Source organism: Shimia fortis, from assembly GCF_040225985.1.
Classification (GTDB): domain Bacteria; phylum Pseudomonadota; class Alphaproteobacteria; order Rhodobacterales; family Rhodobacteraceae; genus Shimia.
Genome location: NZ_JBBPEU010000006.1, coordinates 104,603 through 131,008 on the forward strand (window position 1 = coordinate 104,603; position 26,406 = coordinate 131,008).

Annotated in this window: 24 protein-coding genes and 2 tRNA genes; 9 read left to right on the forward strand and 17 right to left on the reverse strand. The window is 60.9% G+C overall.

Annotated elements, in window-relative coordinates:
* Positions 1-32: 32 nt before the first annotated feature.
* The 4 genes from WNE31_RS11100 to WNE31_RS11115 all read right to left on the reverse strand — a co-directional run bounded on the left by WNE31_RS11100 (position 33) and on the right by WNE31_RS11115 (position 2,632).
* The gene (locus WNE31_RS11100; protein ID WP_349979842.1) at positions 33-731 is read right to left on the reverse strand and encodes a hypothetical protein; all 699 of its coding nucleotides are present in this window, start codon (positions 729-731) and stop codon (positions 33-35) included.
* A gap of 6 nt (positions 732-737) precedes the next feature.
* On the reverse strand, positions 738-1,529 hold the full coding sequence (gene trpA, locus WNE31_RS11105; protein WP_349979843.1) for a tryptophan synthase subunit alpha: 792 nt from the start codon (positions 1,527-1,529) through the stop codon (positions 738-740).
* A 100-nt stretch (positions 1,530-1,629) separates the two neighbouring features.
* Positions 1,630-2,115 (reverse strand): acyloxyacyl hydrolase, encoded by a 486-nt coding sequence (locus WNE31_RS11110; protein ID WP_349979844.1) that lies wholly within the window; start codon positions 2,113-2,115, stop codon positions 1,630-1,632.
* A gap of 112 nt (positions 2,116-2,227) precedes the next feature.
* Positions 2,228-2,632, reverse strand: a complete 405-nt coding sequence (locus WNE31_RS11115) for a VOC family protein (protein WP_349979845.1) — start codon at positions 2,630-2,632, stop codon at positions 2,228-2,230.
* A gap of 103 nt (positions 2,633-2,735) precedes the next feature.
* Between WNE31_RS11115 and ychF the strand changes: the two genes are divergently transcribed.
* Positions 2,736-3,833 (forward strand): redox-regulated ATPase YchF, encoded by a 1,098-nt coding sequence (ychF, locus tag WNE31_RS11120; protein WP_349979846.1) that lies wholly within the window; start codon positions 2,736-2,738, stop codon positions 3,831-3,833.
* Between the two features lie 48 nt (positions 3,834-3,881).
* Here ychF and uraH read toward each other — a convergent pair whose 3' ends face one another.
* Entirely contained in the window at positions 3,882-4,235 is a 354-nt protein-coding gene (gene uraH / locus WNE31_RS11125) for a hydroxyisourate hydrolase (protein ID WP_349979847.1), read from the reverse strand.
* A gap of 147 nt (positions 4,236-4,382) precedes the next feature.
* On the opposite strand from uraH, the gene puuE reads away from it, so the two are divergent.
* From puuE to WNE31_RS11145, 4 genes are all read left to right on the forward strand, one after another.
* On the forward strand, positions 4,383-5,795 hold the full coding sequence (puuE, locus tag WNE31_RS11130) for an allantoinase PuuE (protein ID WP_349979848.1): 1,413 nt from the start codon (positions 4,383-4,385) through the stop codon (positions 5,793-5,795).
* The gene (locus WNE31_RS11135) at positions 5,792-6,280 is read left to right on the forward strand and encodes an ureidoglycolate lyase (protein WP_349979849.1); all 489 of its coding nucleotides are present in this window, start codon (positions 5,792-5,794) and stop codon (positions 6,278-6,280) included. The genes puuE and WNE31_RS11135 overlap by 4 nt, the downstream gene beginning before the upstream one ends.
* Before the next feature lie 61 nt (positions 6,281-6,341).
* Positions 6,342-7,766 (forward strand): uracil-xanthine permease family protein, encoded by a 1,425-nt coding sequence (locus tag WNE31_RS11140; protein WP_349979850.1) that lies wholly within the window; start codon positions 6,342-6,344, stop codon positions 7,764-7,766.
* A gap of 94 nt (positions 7,767-7,860) precedes the next feature.
* Entirely contained in the window at positions 7,861-8,619 is a 759-nt protein-coding gene (locus WNE31_RS11145; protein WP_349979851.1) for a sulfite exporter TauE/SafE family protein, read from the forward strand.
* 39 nt (positions 8,620-8,658) lie between these two features.
* Here the strand turns inward: WNE31_RS11145 and guaD are convergent, their stop codons facing one another.
* From guaD to xdhA, 5 genes are all read right to left on the reverse strand, one after another.
* On the reverse strand, positions 8,659-10,014 hold the full coding sequence (guaD, locus tag WNE31_RS11150) for a guanine deaminase (protein WP_349979853.1): 1,356 nt from the start codon (positions 10,012-10,014) through the stop codon (positions 8,659-8,661).
* A gap of 101 nt (positions 10,015-10,115) precedes the next feature.
* Positions 10,116-11,699: a xanthine/uracil/vitamin C permease gene (locus WNE31_RS11155; RefSeq protein WP_349979854.1), complete on the reverse strand. Its 1,584-nt coding sequence runs from the start codon at positions 11,697-11,699 to the stop codon at positions 10,116-10,118.
* Positions 11,700-11,766: 67 nt separating this feature from the next.
* Complete coding sequence (gene xdhC, locus WNE31_RS11160; RefSeq protein ID WP_349979856.1) at positions 11,767-12,618, reverse strand: xanthine dehydrogenase accessory protein XdhC; 852 nt, start codon at positions 12,616-12,618, stop codon at positions 11,767-11,769.
* Positions 12,619-12,622: 4 nt separating this feature from the next.
* A complete protein-coding gene (gene xdhB / locus WNE31_RS11165) occupies positions 12,623-14,947 on the reverse strand; it encodes a xanthine dehydrogenase molybdopterin binding subunit (protein WP_349979857.1) in 2,325 nt (774 codons plus the stop codon).
* A gap of 11 nt (positions 14,948-14,958) precedes the next feature.
* The gene (xdhA, locus tag WNE31_RS11170) at positions 14,959-16,422 is read right to left on the reverse strand and encodes a xanthine dehydrogenase small subunit (RefSeq protein ID WP_349979858.1); all 1,464 of its coding nucleotides are present in this window, start codon (positions 16,420-16,422) and stop codon (positions 14,959-14,961) included.
* Positions 16,423-16,583: 161 nt separating this feature from the next.
* On the opposite strand from xdhA, the gene WNE31_RS11175 reads away from it, so the two are divergent.
* Complete coding sequence (locus WNE31_RS11175; RefSeq protein WP_349979859.1) at positions 16,584-17,498, forward strand: LysR family transcriptional regulator; 915 nt, start codon at positions 16,584-16,586, stop codon at positions 17,496-17,498.
* Between the two features lie 65 nt (positions 17,499-17,563).
* Here the strand turns inward: WNE31_RS11175 and bhcD are convergent, their stop codons facing one another.
* From bhcD to bhcA, 4 genes are all read right to left on the reverse strand, one after another.
* Entirely contained in the window at positions 17,564-18,529 is a 966-nt protein-coding gene (bhcD, locus tag WNE31_RS11180) for an iminosuccinate reductase BhcD (RefSeq protein WP_349979860.1), read from the reverse strand.
* Positions 18,530-18,610: 81 nt separating this feature from the next.
* Entirely contained in the window at positions 18,611-19,774 is a 1,164-nt protein-coding gene (bhcC, locus tag WNE31_RS11185; protein WP_349979861.1) for a 3-hydroxy-D-aspartate aldolase BhcC, read from the reverse strand.
* Positions 19,775-19,803: 29 nt separating this feature from the next.
* Positions 19,804-20,772: a beta-hydroxyaspartate dehydratase BhcB gene (gene bhcB / locus WNE31_RS11190; protein WP_349979863.1), complete on the reverse strand. Its 969-nt coding sequence runs from the start codon at positions 20,770-20,772 to the stop codon at positions 19,804-19,806.
* Positions 20,772-21,962, reverse strand: a complete 1,191-nt coding sequence (gene bhcA, locus WNE31_RS11195) for an L-aspartate--glyoxylate aminotransferase BhcA (RefSeq protein WP_349979864.1) — start codon at positions 21,960-21,962, stop codon at positions 20,772-20,774. The genes bhcB and bhcA overlap by 1 nt, the downstream gene beginning before the upstream one ends.
* A 169-nt stretch (positions 21,963-22,131) precedes the next feature.
* Between bhcA and bhcR the strand changes: the two genes are divergently transcribed.
* Positions 22,132-22,977 (forward strand): HTH-type transcriptional regulator BhcR, encoded by an 846-nt coding sequence (bhcR, locus tag WNE31_RS11200; protein WP_349979865.1) that lies wholly within the window; start codon positions 22,132-22,134, stop codon positions 22,975-22,977.
* Here bhcR and WNE31_RS11205 read toward each other — a convergent pair.
* On the reverse strand, positions 22,969-23,802 hold the full coding sequence (locus WNE31_RS11205; protein ID WP_349979866.1) for a bifunctional allantoicase/(S)-ureidoglycine aminohydrolase: 834 nt from the start codon (positions 23,800-23,802) through the stop codon (positions 22,969-22,971). The genes bhcR and WNE31_RS11205 overlap by 9 nt on opposite strands.
* A 349-nt stretch (positions 23,803-24,151) precedes the next feature.
* Here WNE31_RS11205 and WNE31_RS11210 point away from each other — a divergent pair, with 349 nt between their 5' ends.
* Positions 24,152-24,625 carry a DUF427 domain-containing protein gene (locus WNE31_RS11210; RefSeq protein ID WP_349979867.1) on the forward strand — a complete coding sequence of 158 codons (474 nt, stop codon included), beginning with the start codon at positions 24,152-24,154 and terminating at the stop codon, positions 24,623-24,625.
* A gap of 6 nt (positions 24,626-24,631) precedes the next feature.
* A complete protein-coding gene (locus WNE31_RS11215; RefSeq protein ID WP_349979868.1) occupies positions 24,632-25,951 on the forward strand; it encodes an ABC1 kinase family protein in 1,320 nt (439 codons plus the stop codon).
* A gap of 163 nt (positions 25,952-26,114) precedes the next feature.
* On the opposite strand, the gene WNE31_RS11220 is transcribed toward WNE31_RS11215, so the two are convergent.
* Both WNE31_RS11220 and WNE31_RS11225 read right to left on the reverse strand, forming a co-directional pair.
* Positions 26,115-26,189: transfer RNA gene (locus WNE31_RS11220), tRNA-Glu, on the reverse strand.
* Between the two features lie 45 nt (positions 26,190-26,234).
* Positions 26,235-26,309 (reverse strand) — tRNA-Glu (locus WNE31_RS11225).
* Between the last annotated feature and the right edge of the window lie 97 nt (positions 26,310-26,406).

The following is a 26,406-nucleotide window of genomic DNA, read 5'->3' on the forward strand; positions in this document are numbered from 1 at the left end:
CGACTGGCTGGAGCAAGGCATTGGAGGGGGCGTCAGGCGGACGGGCGTGACTCGGCGCGCAGATAGGCGCGGCTGAGGATAACCGCAGCCAGAATTGCGGGCACAAGGGTCAGGACCGTGACCAGCGTTTGATAAGCGATCCGCTGCAAAAGGGGGCTGTCGGGCGTGGCCTGCCAGCCAGTGAAGGCCAGCAGGGCCATGCCCGCGATCCCGACGGCAACGGGGCCTGTCAACAGGTGCAGCACATCGCGGCCAAACGCCTTGCGTCCCCGTTTCAAGGCGGCGCTGAGTGAGGTATCCGCGCGTTCGGCGCAGGCGGGCAGGACGCTGCCGATCAGGGCCAGTAGCCCGCAGAACAGGGGCGTGCCCACGGCGATCCCCCAAAGCGCGAAGGCCCCGTCCGCTTCGGGCGAAATGCCGGAAACCCCCAACGCAAGGAACCCGCCCGCCATCAGCAGCATCAGCACCATGAACAGCGCGAGAAAGCGCAGAAGATAACCGACCACGGGGACCTTGGAGCCGTCCTTGCCCGTGGTACCCAGTGGATCGGCCCAGCCGTGGACCTCGCCCAGTTGCACCATGCGATGAGTGTAAAGCATCGACAGACCCGCAAAGACCAGCGTCACGATGCCGGTGGCCTGCATCATTAGTTCGAGCATGACCACGACCACCACGACGATCACGTAATGCGCAATGTTGTGCCGCAGAAGGGTGAGGGTTTCAGGGACCATGCCGGATCAGGCGCGGTGGGCGCCGTCAGCCAGCGATTTCACAAAGTCCAGCACCTCGGTCACGGGTTTTCCGGCCCCGATCTGGCCTACAATGGCCGACCCGACAACTGCGCCGTCAGCGACCGAGGCAATGGCCTCGGATTTCTCGGGCGTGTTGATGCCGAAACCGACAATCACGGGCAGGTCGGTCGAGGCCTTGATGCGGGCGACTTCGGGGCCGACTTCGCCCGCCTGCGCCTCGGCTGCGCCGGTGATGCCGGTCACCGAGACGTAATAAACAAAGCCCGAGGTGTTCTGGAGCACCTTGGGCAGGCGTTTGTCGTCGGTGGTGGGGGTGGCAAGGCGGATAAAGTTCATGCCGGCCGCCTGTGCCGGGATGCAGAGTTCTTCGTCCTCTTCCGGGGGCAAGTCCACGACGATCAGCCCGTCAATGCCCGCCGCCTTGGCATCGTCCAGAAACTTGTCCACGCCGCGCGAATAGATCGGGTTGTAATAGCCCATGAGCACGATCGGGGTGGTGTCGTCCTGCTTGCGGAACTCGGTTGCGAGGTCCAGCGTCCTTTGCAGGGTCATGCCGCCATCCAGCGCGCGCTGGCCGGCCAGCTGGATCGTGGGGCCGTCGGCCATCGGATCGGTGAAGGGCAGGCCCAGTTCGATGATGTCGACGCCCGCGCCGGGCAGGCCGCGCACGATTTCGAGCGAGGTGTCGTAATCCGGGTCTCCGGCCATGACATACGCCACGAAGGCTTTTTTGCCTGCGGCATTCAGTTCGGCGAATTTGGCGTCAATACGAGTCATCGGCTGGTCCCTGTGAAATTCTGCGTTCCGATGTGCCGGAACCGGCAGGGGAAATCAATCCCGACCATGCCGCTGGGATACACTCACTTGGAAAAACCGCTCAGAACCGCGCGTGATAACGCAGGTGCAGGGCGTTCACACCGGGGTTTGAATTCGCCAGACCACCGTTTGATTTGTGCGACACCGCCAGCGACAGGGCGTTGCCGTTGGCAAAGGTATAGCCCACGCCCAAAAGGCTGCGGATTTCAAAAGTCTGGCCAAGATCGGTCAGTGGATCGCTTTCCCAATAGGCGCCGGGCATCACGCTGAGTTCGGCAAACCACGGGCTGTCGAAATCATAGACCCCGACAAGGCCCGCCCCGACGAATACATCGCCGTTGGCGGTGCTGGACAGGACGCCGCCCCAAGACACGTCCCAGTGGCGGGTGTCGTGGAACGGGCTGTGGTGGTATTCAATGTCAAAGATCGCGGAATCTTCGGCAAGGATGTTCCCGTATTTGGTGTATCCGGCCCCGATAACGATTTCCTGGGCGATGGCCGAAGTGCCGGTCAGCAGCGCGGCGGCGACAAATAATGCTTTCTTCATGGCGCAATTAAAATCCTGTTTGCCATAGATGTTAAGCCTCTAATTGGGCATGCCGTCAAACAGTTCAACCAGTAAGCGTTGTTTCCCCGGCGTCCGGCGCGGTTAGGGGTGCTCAATCGGTCAGAACGCCGATCATCCAGCTTGTCCCGAAGCGGTCGGTGACCATACCGAAGGACTCGGAAAAGAAAGTCTTTTCAAAGGGCATGGTGATAGTGCCCCCTTCGGCCAGCGCATCGAACAGGCGTTGCCCGGTCTCTGGGTCGGCGACCGGATGGTTGACCGAGACCGAAGCCATGGGCGGGGCTTCCATGCCGGGCGGCCAGTCGGATGCCATCAGGCAGGCATCGCCCAGCATGATATGGGCATACATCACGCGGTCGGACGGGGGCAGGCCCTCGCTCTCCGGCGCGTCGGTATAGCGCATGATCTGCACCTCGGTGGCGCCGAACAAGTCGGCATAGAATTGCATGGCCTCGGCGCAGGTGCCGTCGAAATTGAGATAGGGGATGAATGACATGGGATCGCTCCTTTCCAGATCAGTCTAACACAGGCACAACACATGTCTTGCGTCGCCTCCGGTCTGACCCTAGAAGACCAGTCGAATGTGACAGGAGGCCGAGATGGGCTTTAAAATGGGGATCGTTGGGCTGCCGAATGTGGGCAAGTCCACGCTGTTCAACGCGCTGACCAAGACCGCCGCCGCGCAGGCTGCGAATTTTCCGTTCTGCACGATCGAGCCCAATGTGGGCGAGGTGGGCGTGCCGGATGCGCGCCTGGACAAACTGGCGGCGATCGCGCAGTCCAAGCAGATCATCCCGACACGCATGACCTTTGTGGATATTGCCGGTCTCGTGAAAGGGGCCTCGAAGGGCGAGGGCCTGGGCAACCAGTTCCTTGCCAATATCCGCGAAGTGGATGCGATTGCCCATGTGCTGCGCTGTTTCGAGGATGGCGACGTGACCCACGTCGAGGGCCGCGTGAACCCCGTCGAAGATGCCGAGACCATCGAGACCGAGCTGATGCTGGCCGATCTCGAGTCGATCGAAAAGCGCCGCGCCAACCTCGTGCGCAAGCTCAAGGGCAACGACAAGGAAGCGCAGCAGCAGGACCGCCTTCTGGCCGCCGCGCAAGAGGTCCTTGAAAATGGTCAGCCCGCCCGTGTCGTCGAGGTCGATGCCGAGGATGCCAAGGCGTGGAAGATGCTGCAACTGCTGACCACCAAGCCGGTTCTCTATGTCTGCAACGTCGGTGAATCCGAGGCCGCCGAGGGTAATGCCCACTCAGCCAAGGTGGCCGAGATGGCTGCCGCGCAGGGCAATAGTCACGTGATCATTTCGGCCCAGATCGAAGAAGAGATCAGCCAGCTGGAAGACGATGAGGCGGCGATGTTCCTTGAGGAAATGGGGCTGGAAGAGGCCGGTCTGGATCGTCTGATCCGCGCGGGATATGAGCTTTTGCACCTGGAAACCTATTTCACCGTCGGCCCGAAAGAGGCGCGTGCCTGGACCATCCGGCAGGGCACGATGGCCCCGCAGGCGGCGGGCGTCATTCACGGCGATTTCGAAAAGGGCTTCATCCGCGCTGAAACCATTGCCTATGACGACTATATCGCCTGCAACGGTGAAAACGGCGCCAAGGAAGCGGGCAAGATGCGCGCCGAGGGCAAGGGCTATGTCGTTCAGGACGGCGACGTGATGCACTTCCTGTTCAACACCTGACCCCATGACGCGCATCCGGTAACAGGATGCGCGTGCAGGGCCTGCCGGTCAGCTGCCGCGATAGGTTGAATACCCAAAGGGCGAAAGCAGCAGCGGCACGTGATAGTGCGATGCTTCGGACATGCCAAAGCGGATTGGCACGATGTCAAGGAAACGCGGGCTTTCGGGCGGGGTGCCGCAGGCATCGAGATAGGCGCCCGCGTGGAACACCAGTTCGTATTCGCCCAGCTTGAAGTCTTCTGCGGGCAGGATCTGTTCATCCGTGCGCCCGTCGTCATTGGTGACCAGCGTTTTCAGCTTGACTCGCGTATCCCCCTCGATCCGGAACAGCTCGATCCGAAGGTCCTCGGCGGGGCATCCGCGCGCTGTGTCAAGAACATGGGTGGTCAGATAGCCGGTCATGGCGCTGTCTCCTGATTGTTTCTGCCCTTCTAATCCGCACAGGGGCGGCGTGGCAAAGATACTCTGTCAGAATGCTCTTTTTAATTTTTTTTGAAAAACAGTATTGATTATTTGGTTTATCAAGTTGCGAACACCGAGGAGCGTATTTTGACAAGATATCCAAGAGACCTGACCGGATATGGCCCGCGCATCCCGCACGCGAACTGGCCGAATGGCGCCCGGATCGCCGTGCAGATCGTGCTGAACTATGAAGAGGGTGGCGAGAATAACATCCTGCATGGCGATCCTGCGTCCGAAGCGTTCCTGTCCGAAATCACCGGCGCGCAGCCCTGGCCCGGACAGCGGCACTGGAACATGGAATCCATCTACGAATATGGCGCGCGGGCCGGGTTCTGGCGCGTGCATCGTATGCTCAAAGACACACCACTCACGGTTTACGGTGTCGCCACCGCGCTGGCCCGCGCGCCCGAGCAGGTCGCCGCGATGAAGGCCGCAGGCTGGGAAATTGCCAGTCACGGTCTGAAGTGGATCGAGCACAAGGATATGTCTCCCGAGGAAGAGCGCGCGCAAATCCGCGAGGCGATCCGGTTGCATACCGAGGTCACGGGCACCCCGCCGCGCGGCTGGTACACCGGGCGCTGTTCCATGAACACGGTCGATCTGGCCGCCGAAGAGGGCGATTTTGCCTACATCGCCGACAGCTATGCCGACGATCTGCCTTATTGGGTCAAGGCCGGGGGCAAGGATCAGCTGATCGTGCCGTATACGATGGATTGCAACGACATGCGCTTTGCCATTCAGGCGGGCTATACCAACGGCGATCAGTTCGAAAGCTATCTCAAGGACAGCTTTGACATGCTCTATGCCGAAGGGCAGGCGGGTATGCCCAGTATGCTCTCGATCGGGTTGCATTGCCGCCTGATCGGGCGTCCCGGACGCGCCGCCGCGCTCAAGCGTGTGCTCGATCATTTCAACACTCATGAAGGTGTCTGGTTCGCGACCCGTGAACAGATCGCCGACCATTGGGCCAAGGAACATCCTCCCATGCAGACGACGCGCCCCTCCGAAATGGACAAACAGACCTTTGTGTCCGAGTTTGGCGGTATCTTTGAACACAGCCCGTGGATCGCCGAAGGGGCTTATGAGCTTGAACTGGGGCCGACCCATAACACGGCGGCTGGCGTGCACAATGCCCTGGCCCGCGTGTTCCGGTCAGCCAGCGAAGAGCAGCGCCTTGGCGTGCTGGTGGCCCACCCGGATCTGGCTGGAAAACTGGCCGAGGCCAAGCGCCTGACCGCTGAAAGCACTGCGGAACAGGCCTCCGTGGGATTGGACGCGCTGACCGATGAAGAACGCGCGATGTTCACCGAATTGAACAGCGCCTATGTCGCAAAATTCGGGTTTCCCTTCATCATTGCCGTGCGCGACAACACCAAGGCAACCATCACCGAGGCTTTCAAGCGCCGGATCAACAATGACCGCGCCACCGAATTCACCGAAGCCTGCCGTCAGGTTGAACGCATTGCCGAGTTGCGCCTTCTGGAAAAGCTAGGCGCATGACCCGGCACATCCACATTGAGCCGCTGACCCAAGAGGCGTTTGCACCTTTTGGCGAGGTGCTCGACACGTCGGGCGCGCCGGACAAGCTCATCAACCAGGGGCTTTGCGGGCGCTATCACGACCGCGCCACGCTGGATTTTGTCGAGGGGCGCGCAGGGATCAGCCTGTTTCAGGCCGAATTGCGCAGCCTGCCGTATCAGCTTGATATGATGGAGCGGCACCCGGACGGGTCGCAAGCCTTCATTCCGATGAGCATGGAGGCATTTCTGGTCATTGTTGCCGAAGATACAGGCAATGGCCCCGGAACACCCCGCGCGTTCATCACGTCCCCCGGTCAGGCCATCAACTTTGCCCGCAACACGTGGCATGGCGTTCTGACACCGATCACAGGATCGGGGCTGTTTGCCGTAGTCGATCGGATCGGCGCTGGGGCCAACTTGGAAGAATTCTGGTTCGAAACCCCGTTCGAGGTGGTGGCGGACTAGAGCCCAAGGGCCACCAGGGAGGAGAGGTGGCCCCAATGAACAGCTAGTGGGGAGACACATTATGGCTGATGCATCAATCGGGACGCCGGAACAGCTGCGCGATCCGAATTATACACCACCCATCGCCAAGGCGGTTCCGCTTGGAATCCAACACGTGCTGGCCATGTTCGTTTCGAACGTGACGCCAGCCATCATTGTATGCGGCGCGGCCGGGTTCGGGTTTGGCTCGAACAGCCCGGACTTTCCGCAGATGATCTACATGATCCAGATGTCGATGTTCTTTGCAGGCATCGCCACATTGTTTCAGACAGTCGGCGTCGGTCCCGTTGGTGCGCGCCTGCCCATCGTTCAGGGCACGTCTTTTGCTTTTATCCCGATCATGATCCCGCTGGTTGCGGGCAAAGGGGTGGACGCGATTGCGGTTCTGATGGGCGGTATCGTGGTCGGCGGCCTGTTTCATGCCTTCCTGGGATTGTTCATCGGCAAAATCCGTTTTGCCCTGCCACCTCTGGTGACGGGCCTTGTGGTCACGATGATCGGTCTGGCGCTGGTCAAGGTCGGTATTCAATACGCCGCCGGGGGTGTGCCGGCCATTGGCAAGCCCGAATATGGCTCGCTCATCAACTGGACCATGGCGCTGATCGTGATCTTCGTCACGCTGGGGCTCAAGTTCTTTGCCAAAGGCATGCTGTCGGTCTCGGCGGTGCTGATCGGGCTGATCGTGGGCTATATCTTTGCCTTTGTCATGGGGGAGGTCAGCCTTGCCAATGTGGGCCGCGCGGCGTCCTTTGCCCTGCCCAACCCGCTGCACTTTGGCATAGAATTCTCGGTTGCTGCGATCATCGGCTTCTGTCTGATGTCCTTTGTCTCGGCCGTTGAAACCGTGGGCGACGTCTCGGGGATCACCAAGGGCGGTGCCGGGCGTGAAGCCACCGACAAGGAAATCGAGGGCGCAACCTATGCCGACGGGTTTGGCACCGCGATCTCGGGTCTGTTTGGCGCGCTGCCCAACACCTCGTTCAGCCAGAATGTCGGCCTGATTGCCATGACCGGCGTGATGAGCCGGGGGGTTGTAACCATTGGTGCGATCTTCCTGATCCTTGCCGGGCTTGTGCCCAAGATCGGCGCCATCATTTCGTCGATCCCGATCGAGGTTCTGGGCGGCGGCGTGATCGTGATGTTCGGCATGGTCGCGGCTGCGGGCATCTCGATGCTCTCGGATGTGCATTGGAACCGCCGCAACATGGTGATCTTCGCGATCTCCCTGTCGCTGGGTCTGGGGCTTCAGCTGGAACCGGGCGCGTTGCAGCACCTGCCGAGCACGCTCAAGGTGCTGGCTACGTCGGGTATCCTGCCCGCGGCGCTGATTGCCATCGTGCTGAACCTGATCCTGCCCGAAGAACTTTCGGACGAAGCCACCGAAGAGGTGTCGGGCGGTCTGGCGGGCCATGGCGAAGGCTCGCTGCCGCATGACGATCACGTCTGAGGGGGGGCTGCATTGACAACCGCCTGACACGGTTGGAAAAAGACTGGAAAGCGGCGTGCCCCCACGCCGCTTTTCTCTTCAAAAGGGGAAGAAGATGAGCGTTCTGGAAATTGTTGTGCTGGCGCTGGCAGGGTTCGGGGCCGGTGTCGTCAACACCATCGCGGGCGGAGGCACGTTCCTGACCTTTCCGGCGCTTGTCTGGGCCGGGGTGCCGCCCGTCGCGGCCAATGCCACCAGCGCCGTATCGGTGTTTCCGGGCTATCTCGGCGGCGCCATCGGGTTTCTTTCGGAACTGAAAACCCTCTCACGCGCACAGATGATCCGTTTGACGGCGATCACTCTTGCTGGCGGCCTGACCGGATCCCTGTTGCTTCTGGTGTCCTCGAACGAGGCGTTTTCGCTCATCGTCCCGTTCCTGTTGTTCTTTGCCACCACGGCTTTCCTTTTGGGCGGCAAACTGCGCGCCTGGGCGGAACGCCGGTCACGTGCGCTCAAGCCCGAAGGCGCGATCGGCCTGTTTCTGGTCAGTGTCTATGGCGGCTATTTCAACGGCGGGTTGGGGATCGTGCTGCTTGCGCTGTTTGCCATGTGGGGCTGGCGCGATATCCACCTGATGAATGGCGTCAAGAACGGTCTGTCCTTTGCCCTCTCGGCCATTTCGGTTGCCACCTTTGCCGTTGCCGGGCTGGTCGTGTGGCCGATGGCGGTGCTGATGATGGTGTTCGCGGTGCTAGGTGGCTATGGCGGCGCATGGATTGCCAAGGCCGTGCCCGTCTCGGTGGTCTGCATCATCGTGATCATCATCGGCTACGGCATGAGCGCCATCTTCCTTGGCCGTTTGTTTGTCGGCTGACGCCCGCGATGGGCACCAGCCGATCAAGGTCACTCAGGCTCAGGCCAATTCCAGAACCGCCGGACCCACGTCCGGAATGGCGCTGACGCCGGTCTGTTTTTGCGGCACGCCTGCTACATAGGTCTCTTCAATCGCGCGATCATCGCCCAGCATCTGAAGGATGAACAATTCTTCCGACAGGGTTTGTGCCCGCTGCATCCGAAGCGCCATGGCGGGCGTGGCGCGCGCATTCAAGACCACGATATCGGCGTCCGATCCGTCGGCCAGTGTCCCGATCCGGTCCGCAAGACCCAAGACCTCGGCATTGCCCCGCGTGATCCAGTGAAAGGCGCGCAGGGGGTGCAGTTTCTGGTTCTGAAGCTGGAGCACCTTGTAGCCTTCGTTCAGTGTTTGCAGCATCGAATAGCTGGTGCCCGCACCGATATCGGTGGCGATGGCGTTCTGAATGCCGCGCCCGCGCAACCCCGCGTCGTCAAACAGACCACTGCCCAGAAACAGGTTCGAGGTCGGGCAAAACACCGGCTTGGCCTGCGTCTCGGCCAGCACGTCGATCTCGCGCGGGGTAAGGTGGATCGAATGCCCCAAGAGCATCTTGGGCGTCAGCAGCCCGTAGTTTTCGTAAACGCCAAGATAATCCGGCGCACCGGGGTAAAGCTCTGCGGTATAGGCGATCTCGTCATGGTTTTCGCTGAGATGCGTTTGCACAAAACAGTCGGGATGCTCTGCGACAAGCGCACCCGCCATCTCAAGCTGTTCCGGCGTTGAGGTGATCGCGAAACGCGGCGTGATCGCATAATGCGCGCGCCCCTTTCCATGCCATTTTGCAATAAGCGCCTTGCTGTCGTCATAGCTTGATTGCGGCGTATCGGTCAGAGCCTCGGGTGCATTGCGGTCCATCATCACCTTGCCGCCGATCATGCACATGTTGCGCTGGGCGGCCTCGGTGAAATAGGCATCCACCGATGCGGGATGCACCGAGCAATAGGCCACGGCGGTGGTGGTGCCATGGCTGGTCAGAAGATCAAGGAACTGCCCCGCCATGGCGGCGCCATGGGCCGGGTCCGCAAAGCGGGTCTCTTCGGGGAAAGTGTAGCTGTTGAGCCAGTCAAGAAGCTGCGCGCCCCACGAGGCGATGACCTGCACCTGCGGAAAATGCACATGGGTGTCGATAAAGCCCGCCATCAAAAGGTTGGGGCGGTGGTCCGTGATCGGAGCGTCGGGGGCAAGGGCGGCCATCTCTGCGAACGCTCCGGTGGCCTTGATCTTGCCACCCGCCAACAGGATCGCGCCATCCTCGATATAGCGATAGGCCTCGGTGTCTGTCTCATCCTGCGGCGCGGCGTGGAAATCCAGAATACGGCCACGCAAGAGCGTATATTGATCCGTCGATGTCATGAGCGGGTCCAGTCTGAAAGCTGTGTCATTGAAAGGGATGCGCGGGCCGGAACCGGGGAGACGGTCCGGCCCGCGCCATGTCTGTTCGGGGAGACGAACAGTTATTCTGCGGGCAGGGTCGGGGCCTCTCCCACCACCACGTTTTCATTCACCAGATCATCTTCCTTGTGAAAGAGCGGATAGATGTAGAGGAACGCCGCCGCGATCAGGTAGCCAGCGGATACGCCGCTCAGCTCGGGCCAATGCAGGCTCGCGCCGTGGATGATGCCAAAGGCCGACATGACAGCCGCGGCAAGGGCAAACCCGCCCGCATTGCGGAACCGTCCGTCAATCACGCTGGCCACAATCGCACCCCAGATCAACCCGGTCAGGATCGCACCCTGCGACAGGGCCAGGTGCCCTTCGAAATGCGCGCCCTGCTGCAACAGCGCGGCGGTCAGGGCCGGATCCCCCAGTTGCGGCAAACCCGCAACCCCGACAGCACCAAGCGCACCCATGAGCGAGCCCCATTTGACCATCAGGAAAGACGACACATGCGGCATCATCGCAAAGGTAACGGCGGCCATGTGGTCGGTCTTGACCGAATGCGCGGTGTTGGTGATCAGGCTGAGCGCCACGAACACCAGAACCGGCGCGGCGGCGGCCACGGGGATCAGGTTGTTGAGAAAGGCCAGCAGCCCAAAGAAGGCCGCCGCAGGAATGACCACGCCCACGCCAATGACATAGCCCGCATGTGCGCCCATGCGCTTGTAGGCGGGATGCCCGATATAGGCGGTGGTTGGGAAAGGCGAGCCAAAGACCGCACCCACCATCGTGCCAAGCCCGTCGGTGATCTGACAGGTCGCAACCGGATAATGGTCGCCTGCCGCCTCGGCGCTTTCGACGTTGTTCATGGTTTCGATGAAGTTATAGATCTGCACCGGCACCAGAACGAGGAACAGTTCCGGGTTGGCAAAGAGGTACTGAATACCCGCCATCAGATCGCCCAGATACGGCAGTGGGGGATAGAACCCGACCCCTTCGGCGCTGAGTTTGGCCTCGCCAATCGCAAAGGCCACCACGGTCCCGACGATCAAGGCCAACAGGCCTGCGGGGATGTTATAGGGCAGGCGGAACCGGCCCACGAGGCCCCAAAGGATGATGATCATCGAGGCAAAGCCGATGAACGGGTTTTCAAACACGGTGGCCAGCGGCACGGTGCCAATAAACACCAGCGCAATGCCGCAAAGCGTCCCCAACATGCCTGCACGCGGTGTCACCCGCTTGAGCCAAGGCCCGATCACGGCGCCAAGTGCGGCCACGATGCCGCCCATGAACCCCGCGCCAATGCCCACCTGCCAGGCCAGAACCGGATCATTGGTCGACCAGTAGATCGGCCCGATCACGCCAAACAGATAGACGAACATGACCGGCGTCGAGATGCCATAGGGCAGGGCCGTCACGTCCCGCCCATGCTGGGCTGCGGCCCGTTTGGCGAGCCCGACATAAACGGCGATACCGGCCAGAATGGCCACCGCCGCGCCCGGCACGATCCGGCCATAAACGATCTCTGCTGGCATCTGAAAGACGAACTGACACACTCCGGCCAGCACCATCAGGTTGATCAGGTTGTCAGTAAACAGCGCCCAGAACGCGCTGAAATCGCTGCGATGAAACAGCTTGTAGGTATAGCTACCATCCCTCATTGGGACCTCCATAAGCAAACCGATGCCCTGCCGCCTCCTCCTCGACGCGGCTAAAGCCCGGCGTTTCTCACTGAGCCGCGATTTGCGACACAGTGCCCCCGAAGTGGGGAGTTGCGGTAGTTTCAGAGGTCAGTGCCGTGATCACTTCGGCCGCGACCTGCGCGGCGATCACGGGCGGCCGCTTGTCGCGGCTACCGCCTGCCCCGATGGGGCAGATCAAGGGTGTGATGGACAAGCCATCACAGTGGTCTTTGCACCAGCTGGCAAACTTGGCGCGTTTCGTGTCCGAGCCGATCAGCCCGACATAACTTGCATCCCCGCGCTGCAGCGCCGCCGAGGCCAGCAGGAAATCAAGCCCGTGGTCATGGGTCAGCACGACAAAGGCGCTGCCTGCGGGGGCGTTCTGCACATCCACTTCCGGGATCACGCTCAGGCGTTTTTCCACCTGCGCCTTGGATTGCGTCAGTTCCCTTTCACGAGGGTCCACCAGCACGGTGCGCACGGGCATATGTTGCAGCAGGTCGGCCAGCGCGCGCCCCACATGGCCCGCGCCCAGAACGAACACGGTTGGTTGTGCGGCCTCGTCCTGTTTCACCGAAACAATTGCGTCTTCCTTGTCGGCGGTGCTGAGGCGCGAGATCACCAGCTCAACCCGACCGCCGCAGCACTGGCCAATTTCAGGCCCCAAAGGCACGTCCATATGTTGTGACAGGTTGCCTTCGGACAAAAGCTTGCGCGCCGCCGAGATCGCGAGATGTTCCAGCTGACCGCCGCCAATCGTGCCCCACAGTGCATCGTCCCGCACAAACATCTCTGTCCCGGCGGTACGCGGAGAAGACCCGCGCACGCGGGTCAGCCGCACCGAGGCCACGGCACCGGGGCCGTTCATAAAGTCTGTGAGGGCACGTGCGGTGGTCATGGGATCACACCTCTGCTTTCAGCCGTTCGATGGTCATCAACACCCGTTCCGGCGTGGCAGGCGCATCCATGCGCGGACAGACGCGGTAATCGGCAACGCTGGCCACCGCCATGGAAAGCGCCTCGAAAACCGAGATGCCCAACATGAAGGGCGGCTCGCCCACGGCCTTGGACCGCTTGATCGTCATTTCGCGGTTCTCTGACCAATCGGCGAGGTTCGTGTTGAAAATGCGCGGGCGGTCGCTGGCCAGCGGAATCTTGTAGGTCGAGGGCGCATGCGTGCGCAGCCGCCCCGCATCATCCCACCAAAGCTCCTCGGTCGTGAGCCAGCCCATCCCCTGAATGAACGCGCCTTCCACCTGCCCCTTGTCGAGGATCGGGTTCAGCGAGCGTCCGACATCATGCAGGATATCAGTGCGTTCCACCCGGTATTCGCCGGTGAGCGTGTCAATCGCCACTTCCGAACAGGCCGCGCCATAGGCGTAGTAGTAGAACGGACGCCCTTTGCCAGCCGCACGGTCCCAGTGGATTTTCGGTGTCTTGTAGAACCCTGCCGCCGACAGGTGTACCCGCGCCATATAGGCCCGTTTGATGAACTCATCGAAGGCAAAGGTCTCTTGTCCGACGCGGATCTCGTTGGGGGCAAACACCACCTCTTCGGGTGAGACATCCCATTCGGCGACTGCAAACGCCACCAGTCGGGCCTTGATCTGTTCCACCGCATCCAGTGCGGCCATACCATTAAGGTCGGACCCGGAAGAGGCCGCCGTGGCCGAGGTGTTTGGCACTTTCTCGGTTGTGGTCTTGGTGATCTTGATCCGGTCGAAATCCACCTGCAACGCGTCGGCCACAACCTGCGCCACCTTGGTGTTGAGCCCCTGACCCATCTCGGTGCCGCCATGGTTCAGCATGATCGAGCCGTCATTATAGACATGCAGCAGGCATCCGGCCTGATTGTACCAGGTCGCCGTAAAGGAAATCCCGAACTTGACGGGGGTCAGCGCGATACCACGGCGAATGATCCCGCCCTTGGCGTTCTCCTCCAGAATGGCCTTTCGACGTGCCTGATAGTCGGCGCTGCTTTCCAGCTCTTCCACCACGCGACCAATGACGTTGTCCTCGACCTCCTGATGATAGGGCGTCAGGTTCCGTCCATCGTTGGCATCGCCATAGAAATTGGCCTTGCGCACCTCAAGCGGGTCTTTGCCAAGCGCATAGGCGATCTCTTCGATCATCCGTTCGGCGGCCACAACGCCCTGCGGCCCGCCAAAGCCGCGAAAGGCGGTGTTGGAGACGGTGTTGGTCTTTTGCGGGCGCGAGGTCAGGCGCACATGCGGATAGAAATAGGCATTGTCCGCGTGAAACAGCGCACGATCCGTCACTGGCCCCGAAAGGTCCGAGGAATACCCGCAGCGGGCGGCAAACTGGCCCTCGACCACCTCGATCCGGCCGTCGTTATCAAAGCCAAGGTCATAGTCGATCACGAAATCATGCCGCTTGCCGGTCGCGGTCATATCCTGATCGCGATCGGGGCGGATTTTCACCGGGCGGTTCAGCTTTTTGGCGCCAATGGCTGCGACGGCACAGAACAGGTTCATCTGGCTTTCTTTGCCACCAAACCCGCCACCCATACGGCGTACATTCACCACGACGGCGTTCGAGGGCACCCCCAGAACATGGGCGACCATGTGCTGCGCCTCGCTCGGGTGCTGGGTCGAACAATGCACGATCACATCCTCGTCCTCACCGGGGATGGCAAAGGCGATATGCCCTTCCAAATACATGTGATCCTGCCCGCCCACGACCATGCGCGCCGAGACGCGGTTCGCAACACCTTCAAAAGCCGCGTCCACATCGCCCCGTTCCAGCTTGAGCGGGTCCGTCACCAGCGGCATTCCGGCCTCATGCGCCGAAACCGCATCAATCGCATGGGGCAGCACCTCGTATTCTACCTCCGCCAGTTCCGCCGCCCGCCGCGCCAAGTCGCGCGTCTCGGCGATCACGGCAAAGATCGGCTGGCCATGAAACTCGACCTTGTCGGTGGGAAAGACCGGCTCGTCATGTTTGCCCGTGGGGCTGACATCGTTCACGCCGGGGATGTCCTCGGCGGTTAGCACATCCACCACGCCGGGGGCCGCGCGCACGCGCGACAGGTCCATGCCCTTGATCCGGCCATGGGCCACGCTGGAAACACCCAGATAGGCGTGCAGCGTGCCAACAGGTTCGGCAATATCGTCGGTGTAATCCGCACGCCCCTGCACCTGTTTGACGGCGCTGTCGTGTTTCTGGTTCTGGTGAACGGCACCGCGAATGGTCGTTTGATCCTTCATCGCCCTACTCCTCACGCGATGGCCAGACGCACAGGCGCGTCCTTGGCGGTGTCGTGTTCAAGATGGAAACGCCGCAACAGGTTGCCCGCAACCAGCAGCCGGTACTCGGCCGAGGCCCGCCAGTCCGAAAGTGGTGTGAAATCCTGCGCCAGCGCCTTGGCGGCGGCATCAAAGGCCTCCGCGCTCCAGCTTTGCCCAACCAGCGCCGCCTCGGCAGACGCGGCCCTCTTGGGGGTCGCCGCCATGCCACCAAAGGCAATCCGCGCCTCTGCAATCGTACCCTTCTCAAGCACAACGCTGATCCCCACGGCGACCGAGGAAATATCCTCGTCGCGACGCTTGGAAATCTTGTAGGCGGCGTCGATCTGCCCTGGCTTGGCGCGCGGAATGCAGATGCTGGCGACAAAATCTCCGGCTTCGCGATCCTGCTTGCCATAGTCGATAAAGAACGCTTCCAGCGGCAGGGTGCGTGCGCCCCCCGCCTTTTGCAATGTCACCTCGGCACCAAGCGAAATCAGAACCGGCGGCGTGTCTCCGATGGGCGACCCATTGGCGACATTGCCCCCGATGGTCCCCATGTTGCGCACCTGCCAGCCGGCAATGCGGTCCCAGTATTCGCGCAGATGCGGGAACGCCTCGCGGATGGCGGCTTCGCTCTCGCTATAGGTCACGCCCGCACCTATGGTCAGCGCGTCGTCGTCCAGCGTGATGTCTTTCAGCTCTTCCAGATGGTTGATGAATACCACCGGCGAGATCGGGCGCATGAATTTCGTCACCCAAAGGCCGACATCCGTAGACCCAGCCACGAGGGTGGCCTCGGGATGTTCCGCCAATACCTCGGCCAGATCGGACACGTCGCGCGGCAGGATGGCGCGGTCGTCGGCGGGGCCGGTCTCGATCCGGCTTGTCGATTGCAGTGCCGCAAGGCGCGCGGTCACGTCGGACCGTTCGCGGTTCAGATAATCGTTCGAGGGGCTGCCATATTGATTGATCGCCAGGGCAGCCTGCACAATCGGCTCGTATCCGGTGCAGCGGCAGAGATTCCCCTGCAGTGCGGTTTCTACTTCTTGCGCGCTGGGCGCGGGGGTCTCCATCCAAAGTGCATAAAGCGACATTACGAAGCCGGGTGTGCAGAACCCGCACTGACTGCCATGGTGTTCGATCATGGCCTCCTGCACCGGATGCAGACGCCCATCGGGGCCCGAGAGGTGTTCGATCGTCACGATGTGACAGCCGTTCAGCGAGGCGAGGAAGCGGATGCAGGCATTGACGGTTTCATACTTCAATTTGCCATCCCGCAGTCGCCCGACCAGAACTGTACAGGCGCCGCAATCGCCTTCGGCGCAACCTTCCTTGGTGCCGGTCAGGCGTTGGTCGATCCGCAGGTAATCCAGCAGGGTTGTCGTCGCCTTGGGGTCCACGACCGTCGTGTCCTTGCCGTTCAGCAGGAAGCGGATTTCGTTCTGATGCGCCATGGTGTCTCCTGTGCCCGTCCAAAAAAGCGTGGGCTCACCATAAGACTACCGTGAATGACTGCATTGAAAAACGACCGTATTTGCGGAATACTTTCAACAGATCGTTGAGAATGTGTGCAATCAGGGCGACCTGCTGACAGGCGCAGCGCCGGGGGAAGATCATGGCCTATCTCGAAAGCATCCGGGTGTTCTGCCGTGTGGTGGAACTGGGCAGTATCACCTCGGGCGGGCGCGACCTGCGCCTGACCCCTGCCGTGGCCAGCAAGCGCATCAAGGAGTTGGAGAAACAGCTGGGTGTGCGGTTGTTCAATCGCACCACCCGCTCGCTGACGCCGACCGAGGTCGGGCAGCAATTCTATCGCGAGGCGCTGCGCATTCTCGAAGCGGTGGGGGACGCCGAAAATGTCGTGGCCCAGTATTCCGAGGCCCCCAAGGGCACGCTTCGGGTGACGGCCCCGTTCGGGGCTGGGCGGCGTCTGATCGCGCCGCTGATCCCTGATTTCGTGGACCAACACCCCGAAATCCAAGTGCGGTTGCGAATGTCAGACCGCAAGGTCGATATTCTTGCCGATGGCATTGATGTGGCGTTTTTCGTGGGGAACCCGGGCGACTCCAGCCTCAAGCTGCGCAAGATCTCGGATTGTGATCGCGTGCTCTGTGCGGCTCCTGCCTATCTTGACAGGTTCGGCGTGCCGCAAACCCCCGAAGACCTGTTAAAGGGCCATAATTGCCTGCTGCTGCGTTATCCGCGCTCGCCCGAATACTACTGGACTTTGAAAGGCAGCGGTGGGTTTAAGAAATACGACGTGGGCGGGGCGTTTGATGCCGATGACAGCGACGTGTTGCTGGAATGGGCGCTGGATGGGCGCGGCATCACCAACAAGCCCCTGTTTGAAGTGGCCGAACACTTGCAAGCCGGAAGGCTTGTCGAAATTCTGCCCGAGGCGCGCCCTCTGCCCTCGATGTTCGGGAGTCTCTATCCACACAAGAACCTGCAAGACCCCAAGGTGCGGCTGTTCCTTGATTTCATGGCACCGCGCGCCTTGCAGCGGATGAAGCAGGCCGAGCGGGGGTAAACACCAGGCCAAGAAAAATGCCCCGGAAAACCGGAGCATTTGTTGGAAATTCTTATGGGTGGGTGTCAGAAATCGACTTCGATCGCGATGCCCTGTTCCACGGCCAAATCGACCACAGCCGCCGCCACGGCCAGATCCTGCAGGCCGACTCCGGTGCCGTCGAACAGAGTAATTTCTGTGTCCGACCGGCGACCTGCATGGGTGCCGTTGATGACAGCGCCCAGTTGCCGCACGTCCTCGGCCCGGATCAGCCCTTCGGCCACGGCGTGCTGTGCCTCGCCAATCGAGACGGACTGCGCGACCTCATCGGTAAAGACCGTGGCCCGCGCGAGAAGCTGTGCCTCGACCTCTTGCTTGCCCTTGGTATCGGTGCCCATGCAGGCAATGTGGGTCCCCGCCGAGACATGGCCGGCCATGAGCGACGGTTCAAAGGCCGAGGTGATCGAGATGATGACGTCCGCGTCTTGCATTCCTTCAAGGGGGACAGCCTCGAACGGCACGCCCGCCTCGTCCGCGACCTTGGCGATATTGGGCAGCATCTCGGGGTGATAGTTCCAGCCGATGACCTTTTCAAAATCGCGCTGTTCCAGCGCCGCGCGCAATTGGAACGTGGCCTGATGTCCGGCGCCGATCATGCCGATCACCTTGGCATCCTCGCGCGCCAGATGCCGGATCGAGACCGAGGACGCCGCCGCCGTGCGCAGTGCGGTCAGAAGGTTGCCGCCCACCATGGCGCGGACCATCCCGGTGTCGGGGTCAAACAGAAAGACCGTTGACTGGTGGTTGATCAGCCCGCGTTTTTCAAGGTTTTTTGGCCAATAGCCCCCAGCCTTGAGGCCCAGCGTCAGGCCCGCGCGGTCAAACCCGCCCTTGAAGCCATAAAGTGCGTCTTCGTGGCCGATTGCCTGGCGGACGACAGGAAAATTATACGCATCGCCCGAGGCCATGGCGGCAAACACCTTTTCAACGGCCTCAAAGGCCGCGGCGCGGGTCATCAGATTGGCGATTTCGCGTTCGGGTACGATCAGCATGGGGGTCTCCAGACAGGATTGGAAAGCCCGTGCACGCCTTTCAAAAGCCGTGCACGGGGGGATAATTTTGCAAGGGTCGGATCAGTAGGCGCGCCCGCGTGCCGACACGGGCCAGACGGTTTCGACCTTGCCGCCCCGCACGCCGACATACCAATCATGCACGTTCGCGGTCGGGTCACAGTGGCCGGGCACGAGCCGCAGCTTGTCGTTGACCTTGAGCACGCCGTTGGGGTCCATCACAACGCCATGCTCATCCGAGCATTTGATGTATTCGACATCGTTCCGGCCAAAGATCACCGGCAGGCCCGAGTCCACCGACTGTGCTTTCAAACCGGCATCCACGATGGCCTTGTCTGCTTTGGCGTGGGACATGACCGAGGTCAGGATGAAGAACGCGTTTTCCCATTCGCCCTGATCGATACGCTTGCCATCCTTGTCCAGAATGCGCCCGTAATCGGCGTCCATAAAGGCATAGGATCCACATTGCAGCTCGTTATACACACCCGAGTTGGACTCAAAGTAATACGACCCGGTGCCGCCGCCGGAAACCAGCTCACAGGTGATCCCGTCGGCCTTGAGACCGTCCACGGCGTCCTGAACCATGGCAATCGCCACATCCAGCTTGGCCTTGCGGTCCTCGTAGCTGTCGAGATGCTGCATCGCGCCCTGATAGGCCTGAATGCCCGAGAATTTCAGGTTCTCCGCCGCTTCGACCGCCTTGGCAATCGCCACAACCTCGGGCGTGGTGGTGACACCGCACCGTCCCGCGCCGCAATCGATCTCGATGAAGACCTGGATCTCGGTACCATGCTGGACCGCCGCCGCCGAAAGCTCGGCGACGTTGTCAATGTCATCGACACAGACAATCGTGCGGCTTCCAAACTTGGGCAGGCGGGCCAGCCGGTCGATCTTGGCCGGGTCGCGCACCTGGTTCGAGACAAGGATGTCCTTGATCCCGCCGCGGGCAAACACCTCGGCCTCGGAGACTTTCTGACAGCACACGCCAACCGCGCCGCCGAGGCTTTCCTGAAGCTTGGCGACATCGACAGACTTGTGCATTTTGCCATGCACCCGATGCTGCATCCCATGCGCCTTGGCATAGTCGCCCATTTTCTTGATGTTGCGTTCCAGCGCGTCCAGATCCAGCACCAGCGCGGGCGTCTGGATATCGGCCTCGTCCATGCCGGGTTTGGCGGGGATGTCATAGCCCACCTCGTAGGCGTCGAAATCAGTCATATCTCTCATGTCCTTTGTCCTTTCACTTTGGCCGAAACTCAGCCCGCCATCCACGGCAGTCGATCCAGATCGACATTGCCGCCGGTGATGATCAGCCCGACGCGCTTGCCTTTGAACGCATCCGGGTTCTTGAGAATGGTCGCCAATGGCACAGCGCTCGACGGCTCCATAACAATCCGCAGGTGTTTCCAAATCAGCTTCATCGCGTCGATGATCTCTTGCTCTGACGCGGTGTAGATCTCGCTCACGTGGGTCGACACGAAATGCCATGTGAGATCCTTGAGAGGGACCAAAAGCCCGTCGGCGATGGTCTTGGGCGCATCGTCGGCAATGATGTGCCCCGCTTTGAAGCTGCGATAGGCGTCGTCGGCCTGTTCCGGCTCGGCGGCAATCACCTGTGTTTCTGGGGCCAGCGACGCCAGCGTCAGACAGGTGCCCGAAATCATCCCGCCCCCGCCAATCGGCGCGACCACCATGTCGAGCCCATCGGTCTGTTCCACGAACTCGCGCGAACAGGTGCCCTGACCGGCAATCACGCGCGGATCGTTATAGGGATGCACAAAATCACCGCCCGTCTCTGCCTGCACCTGCGCAAAGGTCTCTTCGCGTGACGAGGTGGACGGCTCGCATTCCGTGATCTGCCCGCCATAGCGGCGCACCGTATCCTTCTTGGCTTGCGGGGCCGTGCGCGGCATCACCACGTTACAGGGGATGCCGCGCTTCATGGCGGCATAGCTCAGACAGGACGCATGATTGCCCGAGGAATGCGTGGCCACGCCCTTGGCGGCTTGCGCATCATCCAGCCCGAACACGGCGTTCGAGGCGCCTCGCACCTTGAATGCGCCCGGTTCCTGGAAGTTCTCGCATTTGAAGAACAGCTCCGCGCCGGTCAGCTCATTAAGGTAATCCGACGTCCGCACCGGGGTGCGCCGGATATGCGGTTTGATGCGTTCATGCGCGTCCAGCATGTCCTGATAGGTGGGAATATACATCGCGGTATCCTTCATCACGCGGCATCCTTTCGGGCTTCGATCCCGTGGCCGCGATAATAGTCCTGCGCGGCGGCAACCCCCGACCCCAGCTGGATATCCAGCCCGAGATCGACCATGCACATTTCAGCTGTGGCAATTCCCGAAAGCGCCATGACGTCGGTCAGACTGCCCAGATGGCCAATGCGGAACACCTTGCCCGCCACTTCGCCAAGCCCCACGCCAAAGGCGACGCCATATTTGTCGGCGGCATGAGTCACGATATCGGTGGCGTTGAACCCGTCCGGCGTGCAGATGGCGCTGACCGTGTCGGAATAGACCGACGGATTGGCCGCGCACAGCTCCAGCCCCCATGCACCGACAGCCGCACGCACGCCTTCGGCGATGCGGTGATGGCGGGCAAATACGTTCTCCAGGCCTTCATTGAGCAACATCGTGCAGGCTTCGCTCAACCCGTTCAGCAACCCTACGGCGGGAGTGTAAGGGTAGGCGTTGTTGGCATAGCCCGCTGTCATGTCGTTGATGTCAAAAAAGGTGCGGGGCAGGGTGGCCGACTTGGTGGCCTCGATCGCCTTGGCGCTAAAGCCCACAATGGCCAGCCCGGCGGTCAGCATGAACCCCTTTTGCGATCCGGTCACGGCGACATCCACGCCCCATTCGTCCATACGGAAATCCATCGACGCAATCGACGACACGCCGTCGACGAACAAGAGCGCGGGGTGTCCCGCCACATCCAGCGCGCGGCGCACAGCAGCGATGTCCGACTTCACGCCGGTGGCGGTCTCGTTATGCGTGGCCAGAACCACCTTGATCTCATGGGCGGTGTCTGCCGTCAGGATTTCTTCATAGCGGTCCGCCGGCAGGCCTTCGCCCCACGGCGTTTCCACAATCTGAACATCAAGCCCGTGCCGCTGGCACATGTCGATCCAGCGATGGCTGAACATGCCGTTGCGCGCGGCCAGTACCTTGTCACCCGCTGACAAGCAGTTGGTCAGCGCGGTTTCCCAGCCACCCGTACCGGTCGAGGGAAAGATGAACACTTCCGCCGTCTCGCTCTTGAGGATCTTGCGTACGCCCGCCCGGGCCGGATGCAGGATTTGCCCAAACAGCGGTGAGCGGTGGTCAATGGTGGGCATGTCACAGGCCTTGCGCAGGCTCTCGGGAATATTGGTCGGGCCGGGAATGAAGACCGGGTTTTGAAAGCTCATGGATCGTCTCCTTGCATCGTTGCCCTGACCATAGACGCGCTTCCCTGCAGGTTAAATTTTTTTGAAATCGTTTTTCAAAAGTGGAAGGGTGAGAAAAAATCAAGCCTTGTCAGTATCTTGAATTTTTCATATTATGAAAAACGCTTTCATATCTCTGGAGAGACAATTTATGGATTCCCAAGAAAGTGGCTCGAATGAGGGGCGTCGTGCCCGTGGCCGCCCGCGCGACTGGCATGACAAAACCGAACAGAACACCATCAAATCACTGGATCGAGCGATGGCGGTTCTTGAGTATCTGAGCCGGTCACAGGGCTTGCCCCTGACCCGTATTGCCGAGGATATGGGCCAGTCTCCGGCCACCGTGTACCGCGTTCTGGTCACGCTCGAAGGGCGCGGACTCGTCGAATTCGACGGCGAGGACCAGCTATGGAACATTGGCCCCGGCGCCTTTGTCATCGGGGCCCGTTTTCTGCGCCGCACCAGCCTTGTCGACCGTGCCCGCCCGATCATGCGCAAGCTGATGGAAGACACGGGCGAAACCGCCAATCTCGGGATCGAGAAGGAAGGCAGCGTTCTGTTCCTGAGCCAGGTAGAAACCCACGAAACCATCCGCGCCTTCTTTCCGCCCGGTACGCTCTCTGACATGCATGCGTCGGGGATTGGCAAGGCGCTGATGGCGCATATGGAGGCGGATCGCCTGCAAAGGGTTCTTGCCAAAAGCAGTTTGCAGGCCTTCACCGATCACACCATCACCGACCGCGATGCGCTTCTGAACGACCTCGCTCAGATCCGCGACCGTGGGTTTTCCATCGACAACGAGGAACGCACCGCAGGGATGCGATGCATCGCGGCGCCGGTTTTTGACATGAACGGAGAGGCCGTGGCCGGAATTTCGGTTTCGGGGCCCACAAGCCGGGTGACCCCTGAGGACGTCGCGCGGCTGAGCGCCCCGGTTACCGAAGCGGCCAAGGCGCTGACGCAGGCGATCGGGGGCGTGGCGCCCGCGTTATCGTGAGAGCCGCGGACGCAGCGACATGTGCCGGTTGACGTCCTTGTAAAGCAGGTAGCGGAACTTGCCCGGCCCACCGGCATAACAGGCCTGCGGGCAAAAAGCGCGCAGCCACATGTAATCCCCGGCCTCGACCTCGACCCAGTCATTGTTCAACCGATAGGCCGCCTTGCCTTCAAGCACGTAAAGCCCATGCTCCATCACATGGGTTTCCAGAAACGGGATCACGGCCCCCGGTTCAAACGTGACGATGGTCACATGCATGTCATGGCGCAGGTCCGCCGGATCGACAAAGCGCGTCGTCGCCCATTTGCCCTCGGTGCCAGGCATCACGTTGGGCGCGATATCCTGCTCGTTGAGCACCAGCACATCCGGCGCGTCCAACCCGTCTACCGCTTCATAGGCCTTGCGAATCCAATGAAACCGCAGCGTTTCATCGCCACGGTTGCGCAACGTCCAGCCCGAAGACGGCGGCAAATAGGCATAGCCGCCCGGCGTCATCTCATGGGTCTGGCCACCAACGTGCAACGTGGCCGTGCCTTCCACGACAAACAGCACCCCTTCGGCCTCGGGATCGGTTTCCGGCCGGTCCGAGCCGCCGCCGGGCTGCACTTCCATGATGTATTGCGAAAACGTCTCGGCAAAGCCGGTCATCGGGCGGGCAATCACCCAAAGCCGCGTGTCATCCCAGAACGGTAGAAAGCTCGTCACGATATCGCGCATCGTGCCCTTGGGGATCACCGCATAAGCCTCGGTGAAAATCGCGCGATCCGTCAGAAGCTGTTCCTGACCGGGGTGGCCGCCGTGCGGTGCGTAATATGTTGTGCTCATAGGTGCTCCTGAAGGCCGCGTGTCTTTGGGGAAATATGCGGCCTCGTTTCTGGCGCTGCCAGACAGAAAGAGGTGACAACTCTTTTAGGAGAATTTTGACAATGCGGACATCTGACCTTGGCCGCGACAGCGGACATGCGGACTGTGCCAGCCGTTCTACGTCTTTGACGCTGCCGTCTGACTTTTGCGCGCCCAACGCAGAAGGCCTTTTCGGGCATTCTTGTTCGCCTCCATCTTCTGGACGAAGCCGGGGCAGACGTTTGCGTCAAACCTGAAGGTCTAGATTCCCTTTTATCTTGCGCTAGCTTGCGTGTCGCAGTCCCCTCATGCAAACCTACACGGGCCCCCGATGTCATCTCTGAAGATCGAAAATGTTCAAGACTATCCTCGGCCGCCTGCATTGGAAGTGGTGCAACTGCCCATTCGTGTTGAGCTTGGCGGTACCACGATCGTGGACACCGAACGGGCGTTTCGAGTTCTGGAAACCCACCACGCGCCGACCTACTATATCCCGCCGGATGATGTTGACGCGGCCCTGATACCGGCCGCCGGTCGATCCTTTTGCGAATGGAAAGGCGTTGCAAGTTACTGGGACGTTCAGGGCGGCGCGGCCATGGCCAGAAAAGCCGCGTGGAGCTATGCGGCGCCGACCAGGGGTTTTGAGCCGATCAAAGGTTATCTCGCGTTTTACGCCGGCCTTATGGACGCGTGTTTTGTTGGAGGGCATCGCGTGAACCCGCAACCCGGGGACTTTTATGGCGGCTGGGTGACCGAGAATCTGACAGGGCGTATCAAGGGCGCTCCGGGCACGGAATTTTGGTGAGGATTGATGACTGACCCCAAACCCTCGGCCAATCCTTTGGCTGTCCCGACAGGCCGGCTGGTGCGTATTGCCGGTCTGAGCAGCATGACGGCAGGTATCGCTGGCAACGTGGCGGTGCGTGCCCTGCGGGATGTCGGGCGCGGGGCACGACCCGATATGCGCGGTTTGCTGATGACGCCGGGCAATGTGACACGGGTCGCGGATCAACTTGCGCGGATGCGCGGCGCCGCCATGAAGGTGGGACAGTTGATTTCAATGGATGCGGGCGACGTCCTGCCCCCTGAACTGGCTGACATCATGGCGCGTTTGCGCGATCAGGCACATTTCATGCCTCCCAAGCAGTTGCGTGACGTTTTGAACAGAAACTGGGGGCAGAACTGGCAAACGTCTTTCCAGACCTTCAATGTCAGGCCAATCGCGGCGGCGAGTATCGGTCAGGTGCATCGCGCAACGCTGAAAGACGGGCGCGATGTGGCGATCAAGGTGCAGTATCCGGGCATCGCGCGCAGCATCGACAGCGATATCGCTAATGTGGCTGTTCTGGTGCGGATGTCAGGTTTGCTTCCCAAAAGCTTTGATCTGGATCCCTATATCCAAGAGGCGCAAACGCAGTTGCACGAGGAAACGGATTATGACCGCGAGGGGCAACACCTGCGCCGTTTTGCGGCACTGTTGAAAGATCAAGAAGCCTTTGAAATCCCGGAGTTTTACCCCGACTGGAGCACGTCTGAGGTTCTCACGATGTCCTTTCTCGAAGGGCGCACCATCGAGACTGTGCGTGATGCGCCACATTCGGAACGCAACCGGGTCTCCGGGGCGTTGGTGGACCTCACGCTGCGCGAGGTTTTCGAGTTGGGTGTCATGCAAAGCGACCCGAACTTTGCGAATTACCGGTATAATCGGGAGACCGGGAAGATTGGTCTTTTGGATTTTGGCGCGGCCCGCCCGGTGCCCCCATCGGCATCTGACAAATACAGGCGTTTGTTGCGTGCAGGATTGCAGGGCGATGACACAGAGCTTCGCGCGGCGGCCATTCATTTGGGGATTTTGGAAGGCGATGGCCCCTTCGACGACCGAATCCTGGGCATGATCCAAAGCGTTTTCGACGCCATCCAATCCGCCGATGAATTTGATTTCTCGGACCGGACGCTTTCCAACCACCTGAACAAGGAAGGCGTGGCGCTGGCCGAGGCCCGCTATATCCCGCCCAAGGTGCCGATGGATATTCTTTACCTTCAGCGAAAGATCGGGGGGATGTTCCTGCTGGCCACGCGGTTGAATGCGTCGCTGCCGGTGAAGGCGCTTGTGACAAAATACGTCAGGTGATCGGGCATCGCGTGCCCCGTTCTGCAACCCGTCCAAAACAAACCCACAGCAGGCAAAGCGTGCTCTCTGCGGCCTACGACTACGGTCGGCCGACCTTTTCGATGTGCCAGCACCGTGCTCGGCGCCGCTCAGGCCCATCGGATGTAGAAAGCTGGGGTTTGTGTGGCAGCCCGTAGGGGAATCGAACCCCTCTTTCCAGGTTGAAAACCTGGCGTCCTAACCGATAGACGAACGGGCCACTGGAACCTTTGGTTCGGTGTCTCAGAGAAAGAGACAGCTTCGGTGGCAGCCCGTAGGGGAATCGAACCCCTCTTTCCAGGTTGAAAACCTGGCGTCCTAACCGATAGACGAACGGGCCATTCCGAAGCGTGAGGCGGTATTTATGCAAAGCGCCTCACGGGCGCAAGCGGAAACTTCAGGACTCGTTGCAATTTTTCGAAGGCTGGCAGGGGCGC